Origin of the sequence: Pseudomonas sp. 18173 (assembly GCF_050432945.1) — a bacterium.
Classification (GTDB): domain Bacteria; phylum Pseudomonadota; class Gammaproteobacteria; order Pseudomonadales; family Pseudomonadaceae; genus Aquipseudomonas.
The window spans coordinates 83,021-97,734 of sequence record NZ_JBKFTN010000012.1; the positions used below are offsets into that span (position 1 = coordinate 83,021).

Genomic DNA, 14,714 nt, shown 5'->3' on the forward strand with positions numbered 1-14,714 from the left:
CACCACTTCGTAACAAACTGTGACTAACGTCAGCTGTGCCACCCATGACGCGAGTGTCTCACCATGCTTTCCAATCAGGACACCTTGATCCAGCGCATCCACCGCGAGTTGCTCGATATCAGTGATGAAGAGCTGGAACTGGAATTATCGGAAGACGGACACAACCTGGACGCACTGTTCGACGAGCACATCGAGGATGGCAGCGAGAAAGAAGCCCGGCGCCGTTACTTCGCCGAACTGTTTCGCCTGCAAGGCGAACTGGTGAAATTGCAGAGCTGGGTGGTCAAGACCGGCCACAAAGTGGTGATCCTGTTCGAAGGCCGCGATGCCGCCGGCAAGGGTGGTGTGATCAAGCGCATCACCCAGCGCCTCAACCCCCGGGTTTGCCGGGTGGCCGCCCTGCCCGCGCCCAATGATCGCGAACGCACGCAGTGGTATTTTCAGCGCTATGTTTCGCACTTGCCCGCCGCCGGGGAAATCGTGCTGTTCGACCGTAGCTGGTACAACCGCGCCGGGGTCGAAAAGGTCATGGGGTTCTGCAATGACGACCAGTACGAGGAATTCTTCCGCACCGTACCGGAATTCGAGCGAATGCTCGCCCGCTCCGGCATCCAGCTGATCAAGTACTGGTTCTCGATTTCCGACCAGGAGCAGAACCTGCGCTTTCTCAGCCGCATTCACGACCCGCTCAAGCAGTGGAAACTCAGCCCCATGGACCTGGAGTCGCGCCGTCGCTGGGAGGCCTATACCAAGGCCAAGGAAATCATGCTCGAACGCACCCACATCGCCGAAGCGCCCTGGTGGGTGGTGCAGGCCGACGACAAGAAGAAGGCCCGACTCAACTGCATCCATCACCTGCTCAGCCAGATGCCTTATGAAGAAGTCGAGCTGCCCGCGATCGAATTGCCGCAGCGGGTGCGCCAGAAAGACTATTCACGGGTGCCGGTGCCGCAGGAAATCATCGTGCCGGAGATCTACTAATCTCGACACAAGATCTGTGGTGAGGGGGCTTTCCCCTGACCACAGTTGCTTACCTGTCATCGAATCGTCATGTACCAGGCGCCATACTCAGTCCATCCAATGCGTGCTTTAACTTTCTGCTGCCTCTCCCGGCGGCTTTTTTTTGCCTGAAATTACGCTTACAGACATTCCTGCGCCGCACGCTCGAATGTCGATGGCACGAACGTCGACGCCAGCAGTTTGCGTTCGTACAGGAATACCTTGCCGCCATTGGAGGCCTTATAGGTTTCGAGCACGTTGTCTGCCGCCACTTTGCTCGGGACGACGATCCGGTAGCTGCGCTGGGTCTGCGACACCGTCGGGTTGAGCGCATCGTGCTGCAACTTCGGCACCACGCAAAGGGTGTACTCCTCCGGCGACTTGCTGGTCTGCAAAGTCAGGGTCGGATTGTTCGGCGTGGCACAACCGGCCAGCAGCAACGGGGCGAATACCAGGGTCGGGGCGAAAAAAGCGCGCATGAATCAGGTCCTGAAAGGAAATCAACGGTAGTTTGGGTTGCCCGCCGCTCAATGGGCGCCGGGCCAATCAATTGGTTGTTGCGGTCAATCCGGCGTTTACCAGCGCCTTCAACGACGCATCGAACTGTTTCAGTGCGGTCAGTTGCAGGTCGCGTTGCTGTTCGATTTGCGCGGCAATCTCGGGCGCGGCCTTGTCATGCACCCACACCGACGGCAGTTGTTTTTCCACCGCACCTTCGGCCTTGCCGATGTATTGCAGGCTGGCGTCGTAGAACCGCGCGGCGAAGCGCGCCTCGACCCGGTCGTTACGCTGGGTCAGCAACTGGTTGTGGGTGTCGAGCATCACCACCACATCCGGGTGGGCCTGCACCAGTGCATCGAGGTTGTCGTAGACCGTCACCGACACAAAGGTGTGCTGCAGCGAACGCATCAGCCAGTCGATGGCCAGGTCCGGATCGGAGCTGTTGACGAACGCCTGGCGAATCCGCGCATCCAGTGCGTTCTTCGCGCCGTTCATCGCAACCGAGTGGTATTGCTCAAGGTATTGCAGGTTTTCCACGGTGTTTTCGCTGTAGAGCACCCCGACCGTCTGCCCGTATTGCAACCCGCCCTGGCTCCCGGTGATGGGCGGCAGATGGCAGGCAGGCGCGTCCTCGGCGTAGGCCGATGCGGTGGATGCAACACTGCCCAGCAACAGGGCAATCACAGCCAGTCGGGTCAACATTTTCATCGCGCAGGTTCCTTGAGCAGCGTATTCAATGCAGGCGATTTTCCGCCTTTGCAGAAAAAACAGAACTTGCGATTCTTGATGGTGACTATTGACTGAACCAATAGTGCGGAGCCGCCAAGGCATGCGTCTGGCGCAAACCTGCCGGTCAATGTCGAACAAACGGCTGTGCCAGGCAGCCAGGGTTCATTACAGTGGCGACTGCCCTCAAACCACCTCAAGGAACGAAACAATGGTGACCTGCTACCTGAAATACGTACTCGACCCCTACCAGCTCGACGCCTTCGAGCACTACGGCAAGTTGTGGATTCCCCTGGTGGAAAAGTTCGGCGGCCAGCACCACGGCTACTTTTTGCCGTCCGAAGGCGCCAACAACATCGCCATGGCCTTGTTTACCTTCCCGAGCCTGGCGGCGTACGAACATTACCGGCAGCAGTCGATGAACGATCCGGAGTGCATCGCTGCGTTCAAATATGCCGAAGAGAGGAAATTCATCCTCAGCTATGAACGTTCGTTTCTGCGCCCGGTTTTCGGATGATTCGCAACGGTCAGGGGGCCGCCCCGACCAGCCAAAAATGCCGCCCCATGGGCGGCATTTTTGATGGCTGGCACTACGCTAAAGCGAGCACCCTTGGTGAATTGGTCGTCGCCGCTGAACCGCCATGCCGGCCGCCATTGGCCAAAACCGCAATGTGAATCCGATCTCCCTGCCCCGTGGGTGAGTGAACATGAACAATGTGTGGAGTCGCTGTCGCCATCTGCCTTTGCTGATGCTGTTGTGCTGGCTGAATGCGGCCCTGGCGCAAACCCTGCCCGAACTGCCTGCGGTCGCACTGACACCGGCCGAAGAGGCCGAAGTGCAGAGCCTGGTGCTGCCGGTGCCGGAGGACTGGCTCGGCGACTTCGAAGGCATGCGTGAACGCCGCCTGATACGCATCCTGGTGCCGTACAGCAAGACCTTCTTCGAACTCGATCGCGGCCGCCAGCGTGGCCTGGCCTACGAGCTGGGCAAAGGACTGGAAGCCTGGCTGAACAAGACCCAGCCCTACGCCAAAAAATCCATGCAATGGCGGGTCATGTTCATCCCGACCGCCCGCAACGAGCTGATGCCCAAGTTGGCCAAAGGTGTTGGTGACATCGCCGCCGGCGGCCTGACCATCACCGACGAACGCCTGAAAGCCGTGGATTTTTCCGATCCGTTTGCAGTGAACATCCCCGAAGTGCTGGTCACCGGACCTGGCAGCAAGCCCTTTGCAAAAATCGAAGACCTGGCCGGGCAGGAAGTGACCGTGCGCGCATCGAGCAGCTACTACGAGCACCTCCAGGCGCTGAACGCTTCATTCAAGGAAAAGGGCCTGGCACCCATAGAGCTGAAGGCCGCCGATGAAAACCTGGAGTCCGAGGACCTGCTGCAAATGGTCAATGCCGGGTTGCTCAAGGCCACGGTGGTGGATCGTTACATCGCCGTCATCTGGTCGCCGCTCTACACCGACATGAAAGTCCACGACAAAGCGTTCCTGCATGAAAACTCGCAATTTGCCTGGGCGATCCGCAAGGACAGTCCACAGCTCAAAAGCCAATTGGCCGGGTTCGTCAAAACCCACAAGGTCGGCACTACGTTCGGCAACAGCCTGAGAACCAAATACGTCACCAACAGCAGCAAACGGGTACTCAATGCCACATCCGAAGCGGAAATGAAGAAATTCCAGGAGATGGTGGACATCTTCACCCGCCACGCCGGCACCTACGGCTTCGACCACCTGATGCTGATGGCCCAGGGGTTCCAGGAATCGCAGCTTGACCAGACGGCACGGAGCCCCAGAGGCGCGGTCGGCGTGATGCAGCTGCTGCCGAAAACCGCCAATGATCCCACGGTGGCCATCGGCGGTATCGACAAGAGCGCCGACAGAAACATCGAGGCCGGCAGCAAGTACATGCGCCTGCTCGCCGACAAGTACCTGAACGACCCGCAATTGAACCAGATGAACAAAACCCTGATGACCTTCGCCGCCTACAACGCCGGGCCGGGCAACTTGCGTAAATTCCGCGCCCTGGCGGAAAAATCCGGGCTGGATAAAAACATCTGGTTCGGCAATGTCGAGCAGGCGGCAGCGCAGGTGGTGGGCCGCGAGACGGTGGACTACGTCGGCAACATCTACAAGTACTACGTGGCGTACAAGCTGGTGGAAGAAAAAAACGCGGCAAGTAAAACCGCCGCCGCACAGCAATGACGGCTGGCCGGCGGCCCGGCTCAGTGTTTTTTCAGGTCCAGGCAATAGGTGTAGTAACCGGGGTCGCGCACCCAGCCCAGGGATTCGTACAAGCGCTGGGCGGTGAAGTTGTCGGTGGCGGTCTCCAGGGTCATGCCTTTGCCGCCGGCCAGCCTGGCAAAGTCCCGGGCGGTGTTCATCAGCAGTGTGCCGACGCCTTTGCCCCGGGCGGCGGGCGTGGTGAACAGGTCACCCAGCAGCCAGGTGCGGTGCGCGTCGATGGAGGAAAAGGTCGGGAACAGCTGGACGAAGCCGAGGTTTTCGCCGTCGTTGTCTTGGGCAAGAAAAATCACCGATTCGTCCCGGGCAATGCGCTCGGCGATGAAGGCGCGCGATTGCGCCAGGTTCGACGGCTGCTCGTAGAACATCCGGTAGGCGTCGAACAAAGGGGCGATCTGGTCGATATGCGATGCGTCGGCGCGCAGGGCCTGAATAGCCATGAGGGTGCTCCATTGCGGTCTCAAGGAATTACAGACTAGCAATGGCATTGGACCTGCGACGTAAAATTTTCTGAAAGCACCGCGCCCACTGTGGGAGCGGGCTTGCTCGCGAAGAGGCCATGTCAGTCGAAATAAATGTTGAATGACACGCCGCTTTCGCGAGCAAGCCCGCTCCCACATTAGGCTCCCACATTAGATCGCGGAATGCGGTCAGACCCGCACGTTACGCCCCGGCAGCGAGGTACGCTGGCTGCTCTCCCAGCCCTCGACCAGCCCCACCGGCACATTCGACGCCGGCAGCATCTGCACGCCACGCACCAGATCGGCGGCGCGCTCGGCGAGCATGATGGTCGGTGCATTGAGGTTGCCGTTCGGCTCGGTCGGGAACACCGACGAATCGATCACCCGCAGACCGGTGATGCCATGTACGCGCAATTGCGAATCGACCACCGCCATGTCGTCCTCGCCCATGCGGCATGAACCGCAGGGATGGTAGGTGCTTTCCAGGTTGTCGCGCACGAAGGCGTCCAGATCTTCGTCGCTGGTGACCTGCGCGCCCGGGGCGATTTCGCCGTCGCGGAAACGGTCCATGGCTTTCTGGCCGATGATCTCGCGGGTCAGGCGGATGCAGCGGCGGAAGCCTTCGCGGTCCTCTTCCCGCTCCAGGTAGTTGAAACGGATTTCCGGATGCTCGTACGGGTCAGCCGAGCGCACGCGCACGTAACCGCGACTTTTCGGTTTGTTCGGCCCCGTGAGTACCATGAAGCCGTGGCCCTTGATCGGCTTGTTGCCGTCGTAGCGCATCGCCGCCGGCAGGAAGTGAAACTGGATGTCCGGCCAGCGCAGGCCCTTCTCGGAGCGGATGAAACCACCGGCCTCGAAGTGGTTGGTGGCGCCCAGGCCGTCCTTGAACAGCAGCCAGCGCAGACCGATCATCAGTTTGCTCAGCGGGTCCATCTTGCTGTTGAGGGTCACCGGTTCCTTACAGCCGAACTGGATGTACACCTCGGCGTGATCCTGCAGGTTCTCGCCGACGCCCGGCAGGTCATGGCGCACACCGATCCCGGCCTTGCGCAGGACCTGCGCCGGGCCGATACCCGAGCGTTGCAGCAGGTGCGGCGAGCCGATCGGCCCGGACGAGATGAGCACTTCGCGGTTGCAATACACCTGGTGGGTCTGGCCACCGTGGTCATACATGACCCCCACCGCACGCTTGCCTTCGAGGATGACTTGCCGCGTCATCGCATGGGTGATCACCGTCAGGTTCGGCCGGCCCATGGCCGGGCGCAGGTAGGCGTTGGCGGTGGAACAGCGCACGCCATTCTTCACGGTCATGTGCATGGCACCGAAACCTTCCTGCATGTAGCCGTTGCAGTCTTCGGTCTTGATGTAGCCCGCTTCGGCACCGGCTTCAACCCAGGCACCGTACAGCGGGTTTTTCATGTGGTTGCCGTTGGTGGTGTGCAGCGGCCCGGTTTGCCCGCGGTAGCTGTCGCCGCCCGACTCGTAGCTCTCGGCGCGCTTGAAGTACGGCAGGCAGTTGCGATAGCCCCAGCCTTCAGCGCCGAGGGATTCCCACTCGTCAAAGTCCAGCGCGTGGCCACGGATGTATACCAGGCCGTTGATCGACGACGAGCCGCCCAGCACCTTGCCCCGCGGGCAGTGAATGCGCCGGCCGTTGAGGAAGGTCTCCGGCTCGGTCTCGTAGCGCCAGTTGTACTTCTTGGTGTTCATCGGGATCGAGAAGGCACTGGGCATCTGGATCACTACGCTCTTGTCGCTGCCGCCGAATTCCAGGACCAGCACCGAAGTGGTCGGGTCCTCACTCAGGCGGTTGGCCAACACACAACCTGCCGAGCCTGCGCCAATGATGATGTAGTCGTATTTTTGCGTGGTCATGACTATCTCCCGACCGTCGATTCAGTGAATACCGGCAGTGGCTGCTGTTTGTGGGTCAGCGTGTCGCCGGTGGTGTATTGCGGAGAGGTCTTTTCAATCTGCTGGATAACCGCTTCTTCGCGCGCAAGGTCAATCGAGCGGCTCAGCCAGTAGTACGCCAGCCCCGATACGATCAGCCCGACCAGCCAGGCGATGTCGATGCTGCCCAGCGCCTTGGCGAGCGGGCCGACATACACCTCGCGCTGTTCAACGCCGTCGAAGATGTAGAAGAACGGGATCATCGAGACAAAACCGATGGCATAGGCGGCGATACCGCGCAGTCCCCAGCTGCCATAGATGTTGCCGTGGGGCATGAAGAAGTGCGGGATGGCATAGCGGCCCTTGCGCACGAAGAAGTAGTCGGTGAGGTTGACCGAGGTCCAGGGCACCAGGAAGTACAGCATCACCACCAGGTAGATCCCCAGCACCGACAGGCCTTTGCCGGAACTCTGGATGCTCAGTGCCACGCCCAGTTGCAGCAGGATCACAAAGCCGATGGCCAGGATGCGCGCCTTGCGCGTTGGCTCAATGTGCCTGATCGAGTCGACACAGGTCAGCGTGGTCAGCTTGGCGCTGTAGATGTTCATCGCAATCACCGGCAGGAACGCCAGGATGGTGACCACCACCACCGCCGTGCCCACCAGCGGCGACACGGTGTTGCCGACTTGCCCGAGGGCGACCAGCACGTCAGTGGAGTGCAGGTGATCGGCCAGCCAGCCACCCACCGAGATCATCCATGCGCCGGACAGCGAAGCCCCGAGGAACACCACCGCGATCAACTTGCCGCTGGAGGTGTTCTTCGGCAGGTAGCGCGAGTAGTCCGACACATAGGGCGCATAGGCGATGTTGTAGCTGGCGGCCGCCGCAAACTGCGCGATGAAACCGGTCCAGTTGAAACCCAGCGGCGCCGGGGCCGCTTCGCCCGCCGCCAGCGCCGGCATGGCGGCGTCCGGCACCCAGCCCATCAACACCGCCACGGTCACCAGGCCATACAGCGGCAACGACAGGAACAACGCCCATTTGAAGCTGCGGTGCATCCAGTCATGGCCGAGGATCGCCAGCACCGCCGCCGGCAGGGTCACCGCCACCGCGATTACCGCCGGGTTGAAGCCGAACAGTGTGTGCAGCCCCTGCATCATCAGCACCAGGTTGACGATGTTGAAGCCGGCGAACACGAACAGCGTCGCCAGCAATACCAGGATCACCCCGCGATAGCCGAACTGCGCACGGGACTGGATCATCTGCGGCAGGCCAAGGTGCGGGCCTTGCGAACCGTGAAACGCCATGAACAGCGTGCCGAACATGATGCCCAGCGTGCCGGCGAGCGTGGTCCAGAGCGCGGTCAGGCCAACACTCGGGCCAACGAAGCCGATGGTCATGGTGAAAAAGGTGAAATTGCCGAGGAACCAGAACGGGCCCTGGCTCGACAGTTTGTCGGTGCGCTCGTTCTCGGGGATGAAGTCGATCGAATGCCCCTCGACGACGGATTTCTCGTCGAGGGCGGACACGCTCGTGGCGGACTTGGCGTTAGTGTTCATGACGGACTCTTATTGTTGGAAGATCATGACGAGATAACCGCGTTCTTTCGGGTGAACAAATCCCTCTGTAGGAGCGAGCCTGCTCGCGATGGTCGACAACGATAACGCTGGCAACCTGACACCCCGTGGTGCTTCTGGGTTCATCGCGAGCAAGCTCGCTCCTACAGGGATTGAGTTCACTCGTGCCTACCTGGCGTTGTTGCTGAAACCGTACCCGACTGTAGGAGCGAGCTTGCTCGCGATGGTCGTCAACGATAACGCTGGCAACCTGACACCCCGTGCTGCTTCTGGGTTCATCGCGAGCAAGCTCGCTCCTACAAATGACGATCGTCAGCTCGGCAGCGTGATCCAGACCGCCTTGGTTTCGAGCAGGTAATCGAGCTGCTCGGCGCCCAGGTCCTTGCCGAATCCGGACTGTTTGTAGCCACCGAACGGCATCGACGGATCGAGGGTGCCGTGGGCGTTGACGTAGACCGAGCCGGCTTTGAGGCGCGGGATCAGGCTGTGCACTTTCCCCAGGTCGTTGGAATACAGTGCGGCAGCCAGGCCGTAAGGCGAGTCGTTAGCCAGGGCCAGGGCCTGTTCTTCATCGTCGAACGGTGCGGTGACCAGCACCGGACCGAAGATCTCTTCCTGGACAATGCGCATGTCGTTGCGGCAGTGGGCGAAGATGGTCGGCTCGACGAAGAAGCCAGGGCCATCGACCGGTTGGCCGCCGTAGACCAGTTCGGCGCCTTCGGCCTTGCCGGTTTCGATGTACTCGGTCACGCGCTGCTTCTGCAGGGCCGAGACCAGCGGGCCGATGAAGCAGTCCGGGTCCAGGCCCGGGGCCATTTTCAGGGTGCGCGTGTAGGCGATCAGCTCACGCAGGAATTCGTCGTAGACGCTGCTATGAATATAGGCCCGTGTACCGGCGTCGCATACCTGCCCGGAGTTGAAAAACACGCCGTTGGCGACCGCTTGCGCGGCAGCCGGGATGTCGGCGTCGGCGCAGACGATGACCGGAGATTTGCCACCGAGTTCGAGAGTCAGGCGCTTCATGTCATCCAGCGCTGCGCGGCCGACAGTCTGGCCGACCGGGGTCGAACCGGTGAAGGTCAGTTTGTCGATGCCGGGGTGGGTGGCCATGGCCGCACCCACCACGCTGCCACGCCCGGTGACGATGTTGATCACGCCGTCGGGGATGCCCGCTTCCTGCACCAGTTCAGCAAAACGCAGGGCCGACAGCGAGGTCAACTCGGCAGGCTTGACCACCACGGTGCAACCGGTCGCCAGCGCCGCGCCGAGTTTCCAGGCCATGGTTTGCAGCGGGAAGTTCCACGGCACGATGGCGCCGACGACGCCCACCGCTTCCTTGCGGGTATAGGCCAGGTAATTGCCCGGCAACGAAGGCTCGACGGTACGCCCGTGCAGCTTGGTGGCCCAGCCGGCGAAGTAACGCAGAGTGTCCACGGTGCCCTGGATATCCACGTCCTTGGCGAAAGCAACCGATTTGCCCATGTCGATCGATTCGATCTCTGCCAGCTCGGCGGCGTTCTGCTCGATCAGGTCGGCCAGGCGTTGCATCATCCGCTCGCGCTCGGCCGGCTTGGCCTGGCGCCAGGCGCCGCCGTCGAACTGGGCGCGGGCCGCTTGTACGGCGCGATCCAGGTCATCGACGGTACCCATGGGAATGCGGGTGAGCAGGCCTTCGGTCGAGGGTTCGATCACATCGGAGGTTTCGCCGCTGCCGGACTCGACCCAGGCGCCGCCGATGAACATCTTCTGGGCCTTGCCGAGGAAGGTCTGGGTGGCTTCGCTGACGCCGAATTTCTGCAGGTAACTTTTGACGATCGTGTCCATTTTTATTCTCTCTGCCCGGCAGTCAGGTCCTGCCGGGTCTCTGGTTTCGATGATCAGGCTGGCCAGCTCTTAAGCCAGCGATTCGCTCTCGGCGGCCGCCCGCACCAAGCCCCGCTCGTGGAAGATGAAACCGATGCTGTTGAGCAGCAGTTGCGCGGCGAGAATCGACGTCATGCCGGTCGGGTCGTACACCGGCGCCACTTCCACCAGGTCCATGCCGACGATGTTGCCCTTGCTGCGCTTGGCCAGGGCCTGGATGATTTCCAGCACTTCGTAGTAGAGGAAGCCGCCGTGGCTCGGGGTGCCGGTGCCGGGGGCGATGGACGGGTCGAAACCGTCGATGTCGATGGTGATGTAGTAGTTGATGTCCTGCGGGATCAGCGCCAGCACACCCTCGACGCCGAGACGACGCACATCGCGCACCGAGAGGATTTTCGAGCCGGCTTCGTGGGCCGCTTCATAGTCATCGCGGTTGGAGGACGACACGTTGCGAATGCCCATTTGGGTCATGCCGACAATGTGGTTCATTTCCGATGCGCGGCGCAGCGGGTTGCCGTGGCCGTAGCGCACGCCATGGCGCTCGTCGACGAAGTCCAGGTGCGCATCGAAGTGAATGATGTGGATCGGGCCACGCCCTTCGAAGGCCTTGATCACTGGCGCGTGCACCGAATGATCGCCGCCGAGCACCACCGGCATCACGCCGGCATCGAGGATCTTGCGCACGGCGTATTCGGTGTTCCTGTTGCTGGTGGCCATGTCGGTGTGGACGATGTCGGCATCACCGACGTCGACCATGCGCACGTCCGATGCGGTGAGGTACATCACGTCATCTTCGTGGTCGTAGGCGCCGGCGTGGCCGAAGGAAAACAGCGTCGATGCTTCACGAATCCCGCGTGGTCCGAAGCGTGCGCCGGAGCGCCACTGGGTACCCATGTCGTTGGGCACGCCCAACACCGCGACGTCGGCATCCAGCGCATCCCAATCGGTGCACACCGGGGATTTGCCAAAGGTGCAATGACCCACGAATGGCAGGTTCAGGCGACCGGATTCATAACCGTTGTTCGACATTTCTAGCCTCTCCACTTCTTGTTATCGGCCTGGCGGACTGCAAGGCGACCGCCGTTGGAAAGACTATGGGCGCAGGTTTTCGTGGAAAAAATGCTAAACATCAGATACTCATATCGGCATTCCCGATGCATGCCCCTGCCGGAGGTCCCAGATGATCCAGTTGCACGATGTCGACCTGAAACTGCTCAGGGTATTTGCCACGATTGTGCGCTGCGGTGGCTTCTCGGCCGCGCAGGCGGCGTTGAATGCCGGGCAGTCGACCATCAGCGAACAGATGACCCATCTGGAAACCCGGCTCGGGGTCAAACTCTGCCAGCGCGGGCGCAGCGGCTTTCGCCTGACCGAACAAGGCGTGGCGATTCATGAAGCCACCCAGCGCCTGCTGTCGGCGGTGGAAAACTTCTGCATGGACGCCGACGTGCTCAAGCAGCACATCAGCGGCAAGCTCAACCTGGGGATCATCGACACCACGATTACCGACCCCGATTCGCCGATTCCGCGCACCACACAGCGCTTCGTCTCCCGTGGGCATGACGTGCACCTGAACGTGTACGTCGGCACCCCGGCAGAACTCGAAGAACGGGTGCTCGATGGCCGCCTGCACCTGGCCATCGGACACTTTCCGATCCATGTGCCGGGCCTGTTGCAATCGCCGCTGTACCAGGAAGCGCTGGGCTTGTATTGCGGCCGGCGACACCCGTTGTTCGGCAGCCAGGCCGAGGGCGCCGAACTGCTCGAAGAAGTCGGCGCGGGGCGCATCGTCGTGCGTGGCTACATGCAGCAATACGACCTGGAACACCTGGGTATCACCAAGGCGGCGGCCACCGTGGACAACATCGAGGCGTCGGCCATCCTGATCATCTCCGGCGCCTACGTGGGCTTCCTGCCCGAGCACTTCGCCAGCCAGTGGCTGAAGAGCGGCGAGATGCATCAACTGGCGCCGGCGAGCCTGCGCCTGAAGTCACCGTTCGACGTGATCACCCGACGCGGCGTGGCACCGCCGCCGATCCTCCAGGCGTTCCTCGAGGACCTGGCCGCCAGCGCCCGCAAAACCGCCAAGCCGTGATGTGGCACTCGCCAAATTGAAAATTTGCCGGGCATACTGATTTTAGTTCGCCAACCTTGCAGGCCCGTCATGCGCATCCACGTCACCTTCATCGACCGCGTCGGAATCACCCAGGAAGTGCTGGCCCTGCTCGGTGGACGCAGTTTCAACCTGGACGCGGTGGAGATGGTGCCGCCGAACGTCTACATCGACGCCCCGACCCTTGGCGCCGACGTGCTCGAAGAACTGCGGGAGGCGCTTTTCGACGTGCGTGGCGTGCAAGCGGTGACCATGGTCGACATCCTTCCGGGGCAACGCCGGCGCCTGCAACTGGACGCCTTGCTGGCCGCCAGTTCCGACCCGGTGCTGGCGGTGGACGATCGGGGGCATGTGCTGCTGGCCAACCCGGCGCTGATCGCCCTCTGCGGGCGCGAACCGGCCGGTGAGTCGCTGACCGCGCTGTTCGACGATGCCGACTTGCAACGCACTCTGATCGCTCACCATTTCCGTCTGCCGATGCACGAGGTCAGTCTCGGTGGCCAGACGTTTCTTCTCGATGCCATGCCGATCACCGACGCTGGCGCCCTGCTCACCCTGTATCAACCCAATCGCATCGGTGAACGCCTGTCGGCGCTGCACCATGACCATGCCGAAGGCTTCGATGCGCTGCTCGGCGAATCAGCGCCGATCCGTGCGCTCAAGGCGCGTGCGCAACGGGTGGCGGCCCTCGATGCACCGCTGTTGATCCAGGGTGAAACCGGCACTGGCAAGGAGCTGGTGGCCCGTGCCTGCCATGCCATCAGCCCACGGCACGATGCGCCCTTCCTGGCCCTGAACTGTGCGGCACTGCCGGAGAGCCTGGCCGAGAGCGAGCTGTTCGGCTACGCCCCCGGCGCCTTCACCGGTGCGCAACGGGGCGGCAAGCTCGGCCTGCTGGAACTGGCCGACCAGGGCACGGTGTTCCTCGATGAAGTCGGGGAAATGTCACCCTACCTGCAAGCCAAGCTGCTGCGTTTCCTGAGCGATGGCTGCTTCCGTCGGGTGGGTGGCGACAAGGAAGTCCGGGTCAATGTGCGGGTGCTCAGCGCGACCCACCGTGACCTGGAAAAAATGGTCGCCGAAGGGCGTTTTCGCGAAGACCTGTTCTACCGTCTCAACGTGCTCAACCTGCAAGTGCCGCCGCTGCGCGAGCGCGGTCACGACATCCTGCTGATGGCCAATCACTTCATGCAACAGGCCTGCGCGCAGATCCAGCGACCGGCGTGTCGCCTGGCGCCGAGCACCTTCAGCGCCCTGCTCGGCAACCGCTGGCCGGGCAACGTGCGGCAACTGCAAAACGTGATCTTTCGCGCGGCGGCGATCTGCGAAAATCCGCTGGTGGACATCGACGACCTCGACATCGCCCGCACCGCCGTTGAACGGCAAAACGACGGCGAAGTCGGCAGCCTGGAAGAAGCGGTGGGCGACTTTGAAAAGAACCTGCTGGAACAGCTTTATCGCAGTTATCCGTCAAGCCGGTTGCTCGCTGCAAGGTTGCAGACGTCCCATAGCGCGATTGCGATTCGCCTGCGCAAATACGGGATTCCCAACAAACCCTGAACCTGGCTCGGTCAAAAATGTGGGAGCGGGCTTGCTCGCGAAAGCGGTAGGTCAGGTGACATTGATGGTGAATGACACACTGCATTCGCGAGCAAGCCCGCTCCCACAGGGGGTCAGTGTTGTTGCCGGGCTCTGCGTCTTCAAATCGATACAGCGTAGCGAAATCAAGACAAAACCTTTCCCACCCGCCATTACGGTGTCCGCCCCCACAGCCCGGCTTACCTGTATTCATTTCAATACAGCCGAAATCTCAAGCGCCTGACGAAATAACTTCAAGCCATTGATTTATAACAACTAACAAACCTTGGCACCGCCCTTGCTATCACTCCTCCAACCCCGCTCGTCGCCCCGCCACGAGCCTTAAAACAATAAGGAGTTGATATGAGCCAATTGCGTTTTACCGTCGATCACGAATGGTTGCGCCTTGAGAGCAATGGCCTGGTCACCGTCGGCATCACCGAGTTTGCCCAGCAGGCGCTGGGGGATGTGGTGTTCGTTCAGGTGCCTGAACTGGGCGCCTTCACTGCAGGCGCTGAAGTGTCGGTGCTGGAATCGGTGAAAGCCGCCAGCAGCATCGGCATGCCGCTGGACGGTGAAGTGGTCGAGATCAACACGACACTCGAGAGCACTCCGGAACGGGTCAACGAAGACCCCTTGGGCGAAGGCTGGTTCTTTCGCTTCAAACCGGTCGATGTCGAGGCGTTGAACGACTTGCTGGATCAGGACGCCTACGAGCGCCTGACCGCAGAACACGCCGACGCTTGAAGCC

General features: G+C 61.4%; 14 protein-coding genes. 7 read left to right on the plus strand and 7 right to left on the minus strand.

Features of this window, described 5'->3' with window-relative positions; all coding sequences use genetic code 11:
- The first annotated feature begins 63 nt into the window (after positions 1-63).
- Positions 64-981, plus strand: coding sequence for a polyphosphate kinase 2 (gene ppk2 / locus ACLD1X_RS15250; RefSeq protein ID WP_429368969.1), 918 nt, complete (start codon positions 64-66; stop codon positions 979-981).
- Positions 982-1,139: 158 nt separating this feature from the next.
- On the opposite strand, the gene ACLD1X_RS15255 is transcribed toward ppk2, so the two are convergent.
- Positions 1,140-1,478, minus strand: a complete 339-nt coding sequence (locus ACLD1X_RS15255; RefSeq protein WP_429368971.1) for a hypothetical protein — start codon at positions 1,476-1,478, stop codon at positions 1,140-1,142.
- A 67-nt stretch (positions 1,479-1,545) separates the two neighbouring features.
- Positions 1,546-2,208, minus strand: a complete 663-nt coding sequence (locus ACLD1X_RS15260; RefSeq protein ID WP_429368973.1) for an ATPase — start codon at positions 2,206-2,208, stop codon at positions 1,546-1,548.
- A 229-nt stretch (positions 2,209-2,437) separates the two neighbouring features.
- Between ACLD1X_RS15260 and ACLD1X_RS15265 the strand changes: the two genes are divergently transcribed.
- The gene (locus tag ACLD1X_RS15265) at positions 2,438-2,743 is read left to right on the plus strand and encodes an NIPSNAP family protein (protein ID WP_429368975.1); all 306 of its coding nucleotides are present in this window, start codon (positions 2,438-2,440) and stop codon (positions 2,741-2,743) included.
- Positions 2,744-2,933: 190 nt separating this feature from the next.
- Positions 2,934-4,436: a transglycosylase SLT domain-containing protein gene (locus tag ACLD1X_RS15270; RefSeq protein WP_429368977.1), complete on the plus strand. Its 1,503-nt coding sequence runs from the start codon at positions 2,934-2,936 to the stop codon at positions 4,434-4,436.
- 20 nt (positions 4,437-4,456) lie between these two features.
- Here ACLD1X_RS15270 and ACLD1X_RS15275 read toward each other — a convergent pair whose 3' ends face one another.
- The 3 genes from ACLD1X_RS15275 to ACLD1X_RS15285 all read right to left on the minus strand — a co-directional run bounded on the left by ACLD1X_RS15275 (position 4,457) and on the right by ACLD1X_RS15285 (position 8,391).
- Positions 4,457-4,915, minus strand: coding sequence for a GNAT family N-acetyltransferase (locus tag ACLD1X_RS15275; RefSeq protein ID WP_429368979.1), 459 nt, complete (start codon positions 4,913-4,915; stop codon positions 4,457-4,459).
- Positions 4,916-5,125: 210 nt separating this feature from the next.
- Positions 5,126-6,814: a choline dehydrogenase gene (gene betA / locus ACLD1X_RS15280; RefSeq protein ID WP_429368981.1), complete on the minus strand. Its 1,689-nt coding sequence runs from the start codon at positions 6,812-6,814 to the stop codon at positions 5,126-5,128.
- A gap of 2 nt (positions 6,815-6,816) precedes the next feature.
- A complete protein-coding gene (locus ACLD1X_RS15285; protein WP_429368983.1) occupies positions 6,817-8,391 on the minus strand; it encodes a purine-cytosine permease family protein in 1,575 nt (524 codons plus the stop codon).
- Between the two features lie 88 nt (positions 8,392-8,479).
- On the opposite strand from ACLD1X_RS15285, the gene ACLD1X_RS15290 reads away from it, so the two are divergent.
- The gene (locus tag ACLD1X_RS15290) at positions 8,480-8,767 is read left to right on the plus strand and encodes a hypothetical protein (RefSeq protein WP_429368985.1); all 288 of its coding nucleotides are present in this window, start codon (positions 8,480-8,482) and stop codon (positions 8,765-8,767) included.
- Here the strand turns inward: ACLD1X_RS15290 and ACLD1X_RS15295 are convergent.
- Both ACLD1X_RS15295 and speB read right to left on the minus strand, forming a co-directional pair.
- Positions 8,722-10,233, minus strand: coding sequence for an aldehyde dehydrogenase family protein (locus tag ACLD1X_RS15295; RefSeq protein WP_429368987.1), 1,512 nt, complete (start codon positions 10,231-10,233; stop codon positions 8,722-8,724). The genes ACLD1X_RS15290 and ACLD1X_RS15295 overlap by 46 nt on opposite strands.
- A gap of 69 nt (positions 10,234-10,302) precedes the next feature.
- Entirely contained in the window at positions 10,303-11,301 is a 999-nt protein-coding gene (speB, locus tag ACLD1X_RS15300; RefSeq protein ID WP_429368989.1) for an agmatinase, read from the minus strand.
- A gap of 151 nt (positions 11,302-11,452) precedes the next feature.
- On the opposite strand from speB, the gene ACLD1X_RS15305 reads away from it, so the two are divergent.
- From ACLD1X_RS15305 to gcvH, 3 genes are all read left to right on the plus strand, one after another.
- The gene (locus tag ACLD1X_RS15305) at positions 11,453-12,367 is read left to right on the plus strand and encodes a LysR family transcriptional regulator (RefSeq protein WP_429368991.1); all 915 of its coding nucleotides are present in this window, start codon (positions 11,453-11,455) and stop codon (positions 12,365-12,367) included.
- A 69-nt stretch (positions 12,368-12,436) separates the two neighbouring features.
- On the plus strand, positions 12,437-13,945 hold the full coding sequence (locus ACLD1X_RS15310; RefSeq protein WP_429368993.1) for a sigma-54-dependent transcriptional regulator: 1,509 nt from the start codon (positions 12,437-12,439) through the stop codon (positions 13,943-13,945).
- Between the two features lie 381 nt (positions 13,946-14,326).
- On the plus strand, positions 14,327-14,710 hold the full coding sequence (gene gcvH, locus ACLD1X_RS15315) for a glycine cleavage system protein GcvH (protein WP_429368995.1): 384 nt from the start codon (positions 14,327-14,329) through the stop codon (positions 14,708-14,710).
- Positions 14,711-14,714 lie beyond the last annotated feature (4 nt).

Excerpts from the sequence above, each read along its gene's own strand:
- ACLD1X_RS15275 (WP_429368979.1), bottom strand. The coding sequence starts at position 4,915 with ATGGCTATTCAGGCCCTGCGCGCCGACGCATCGCATATCGACCAGATC.
- speB (WP_429368989.1), bottom strand. The coding sequence starts at position 11,301 with ATGTCGAACAACGGTTATGAATCCGGTCGCCTGAACCTGCCATTCGTG.
- ACLD1X_RS15255 (WP_429368971.1), bottom strand. The coding sequence starts at position 1,478 with ATGCGCGCTTTTTTCGCCCCGACCCTGGTATTCGCCCCGTTGCTGCTG.
- ACLD1X_RS15290 (WP_429368985.1), top strand. The coding sequence starts at position 8,480 with ATGGTCGACAACGATAACGCTGGCAACCTGACACCCCGTGGTGCTTCT.
- ACLD1X_RS15295 (WP_429368987.1), bottom strand. The coding sequence starts at position 10,233 with ATGGACACGATCGTCAAAAGTTACCTGCAGAAATTCGGCGTCAGCGAA.
- ACLD1X_RS15270 (WP_429368977.1), top strand. The coding sequence starts at position 2,934 with ATGAACAATGTGTGGAGTCGCTGTCGCCATCTGCCTTTGCTGATGCTG.
- ACLD1X_RS15305 (WP_429368991.1), top strand. The coding sequence starts at position 11,453 with ATGATCCAGTTGCACGATGTCGACCTGAAACTGCTCAGGGTATTTGCC.
- gcvH (WP_429368995.1), top strand. The coding sequence starts at position 14,327 with ATGAGCCAATTGCGTTTTACCGTCGATCACGAATGGTTGCGCCTTGAG.
- ACLD1X_RS15285 (WP_429368983.1), bottom strand. The coding sequence starts at position 8,391 with ATGAACACTAACGCCAAGTCCGCCACGAGCGTGTCCGCCCTCGACGAG.
- ACLD1X_RS15265 (WP_429368975.1), top strand. The coding sequence starts at position 2,438 with ATGGTGACCTGCTACCTGAAATACGTACTCGACCCCTACCAGCTCGAC.
- ACLD1X_RS15260 (WP_429368973.1), bottom strand. The coding sequence starts at position 2,208 with ATGAAAATGTTGACCCGACTGGCTGTGATTGCCCTGTTGCTGGGCAGT.
- ACLD1X_RS15310 (WP_429368993.1), top strand. The coding sequence starts at position 12,437 with ATGCGCATCCACGTCACCTTCATCGACCGCGTCGGAATCACCCAGGAA.
- betA (WP_429368981.1), bottom strand. The coding sequence starts at position 6,814 with ATGACCACGCAAAAATACGACTACATCATCATTGGCGCAGGCTCGGCA.
- ppk2 (WP_429368969.1), top strand. The coding sequence starts at position 64 with ATGCTTTCCAATCAGGACACCTTGATCCAGCGCATCCACCGCGAGTTG.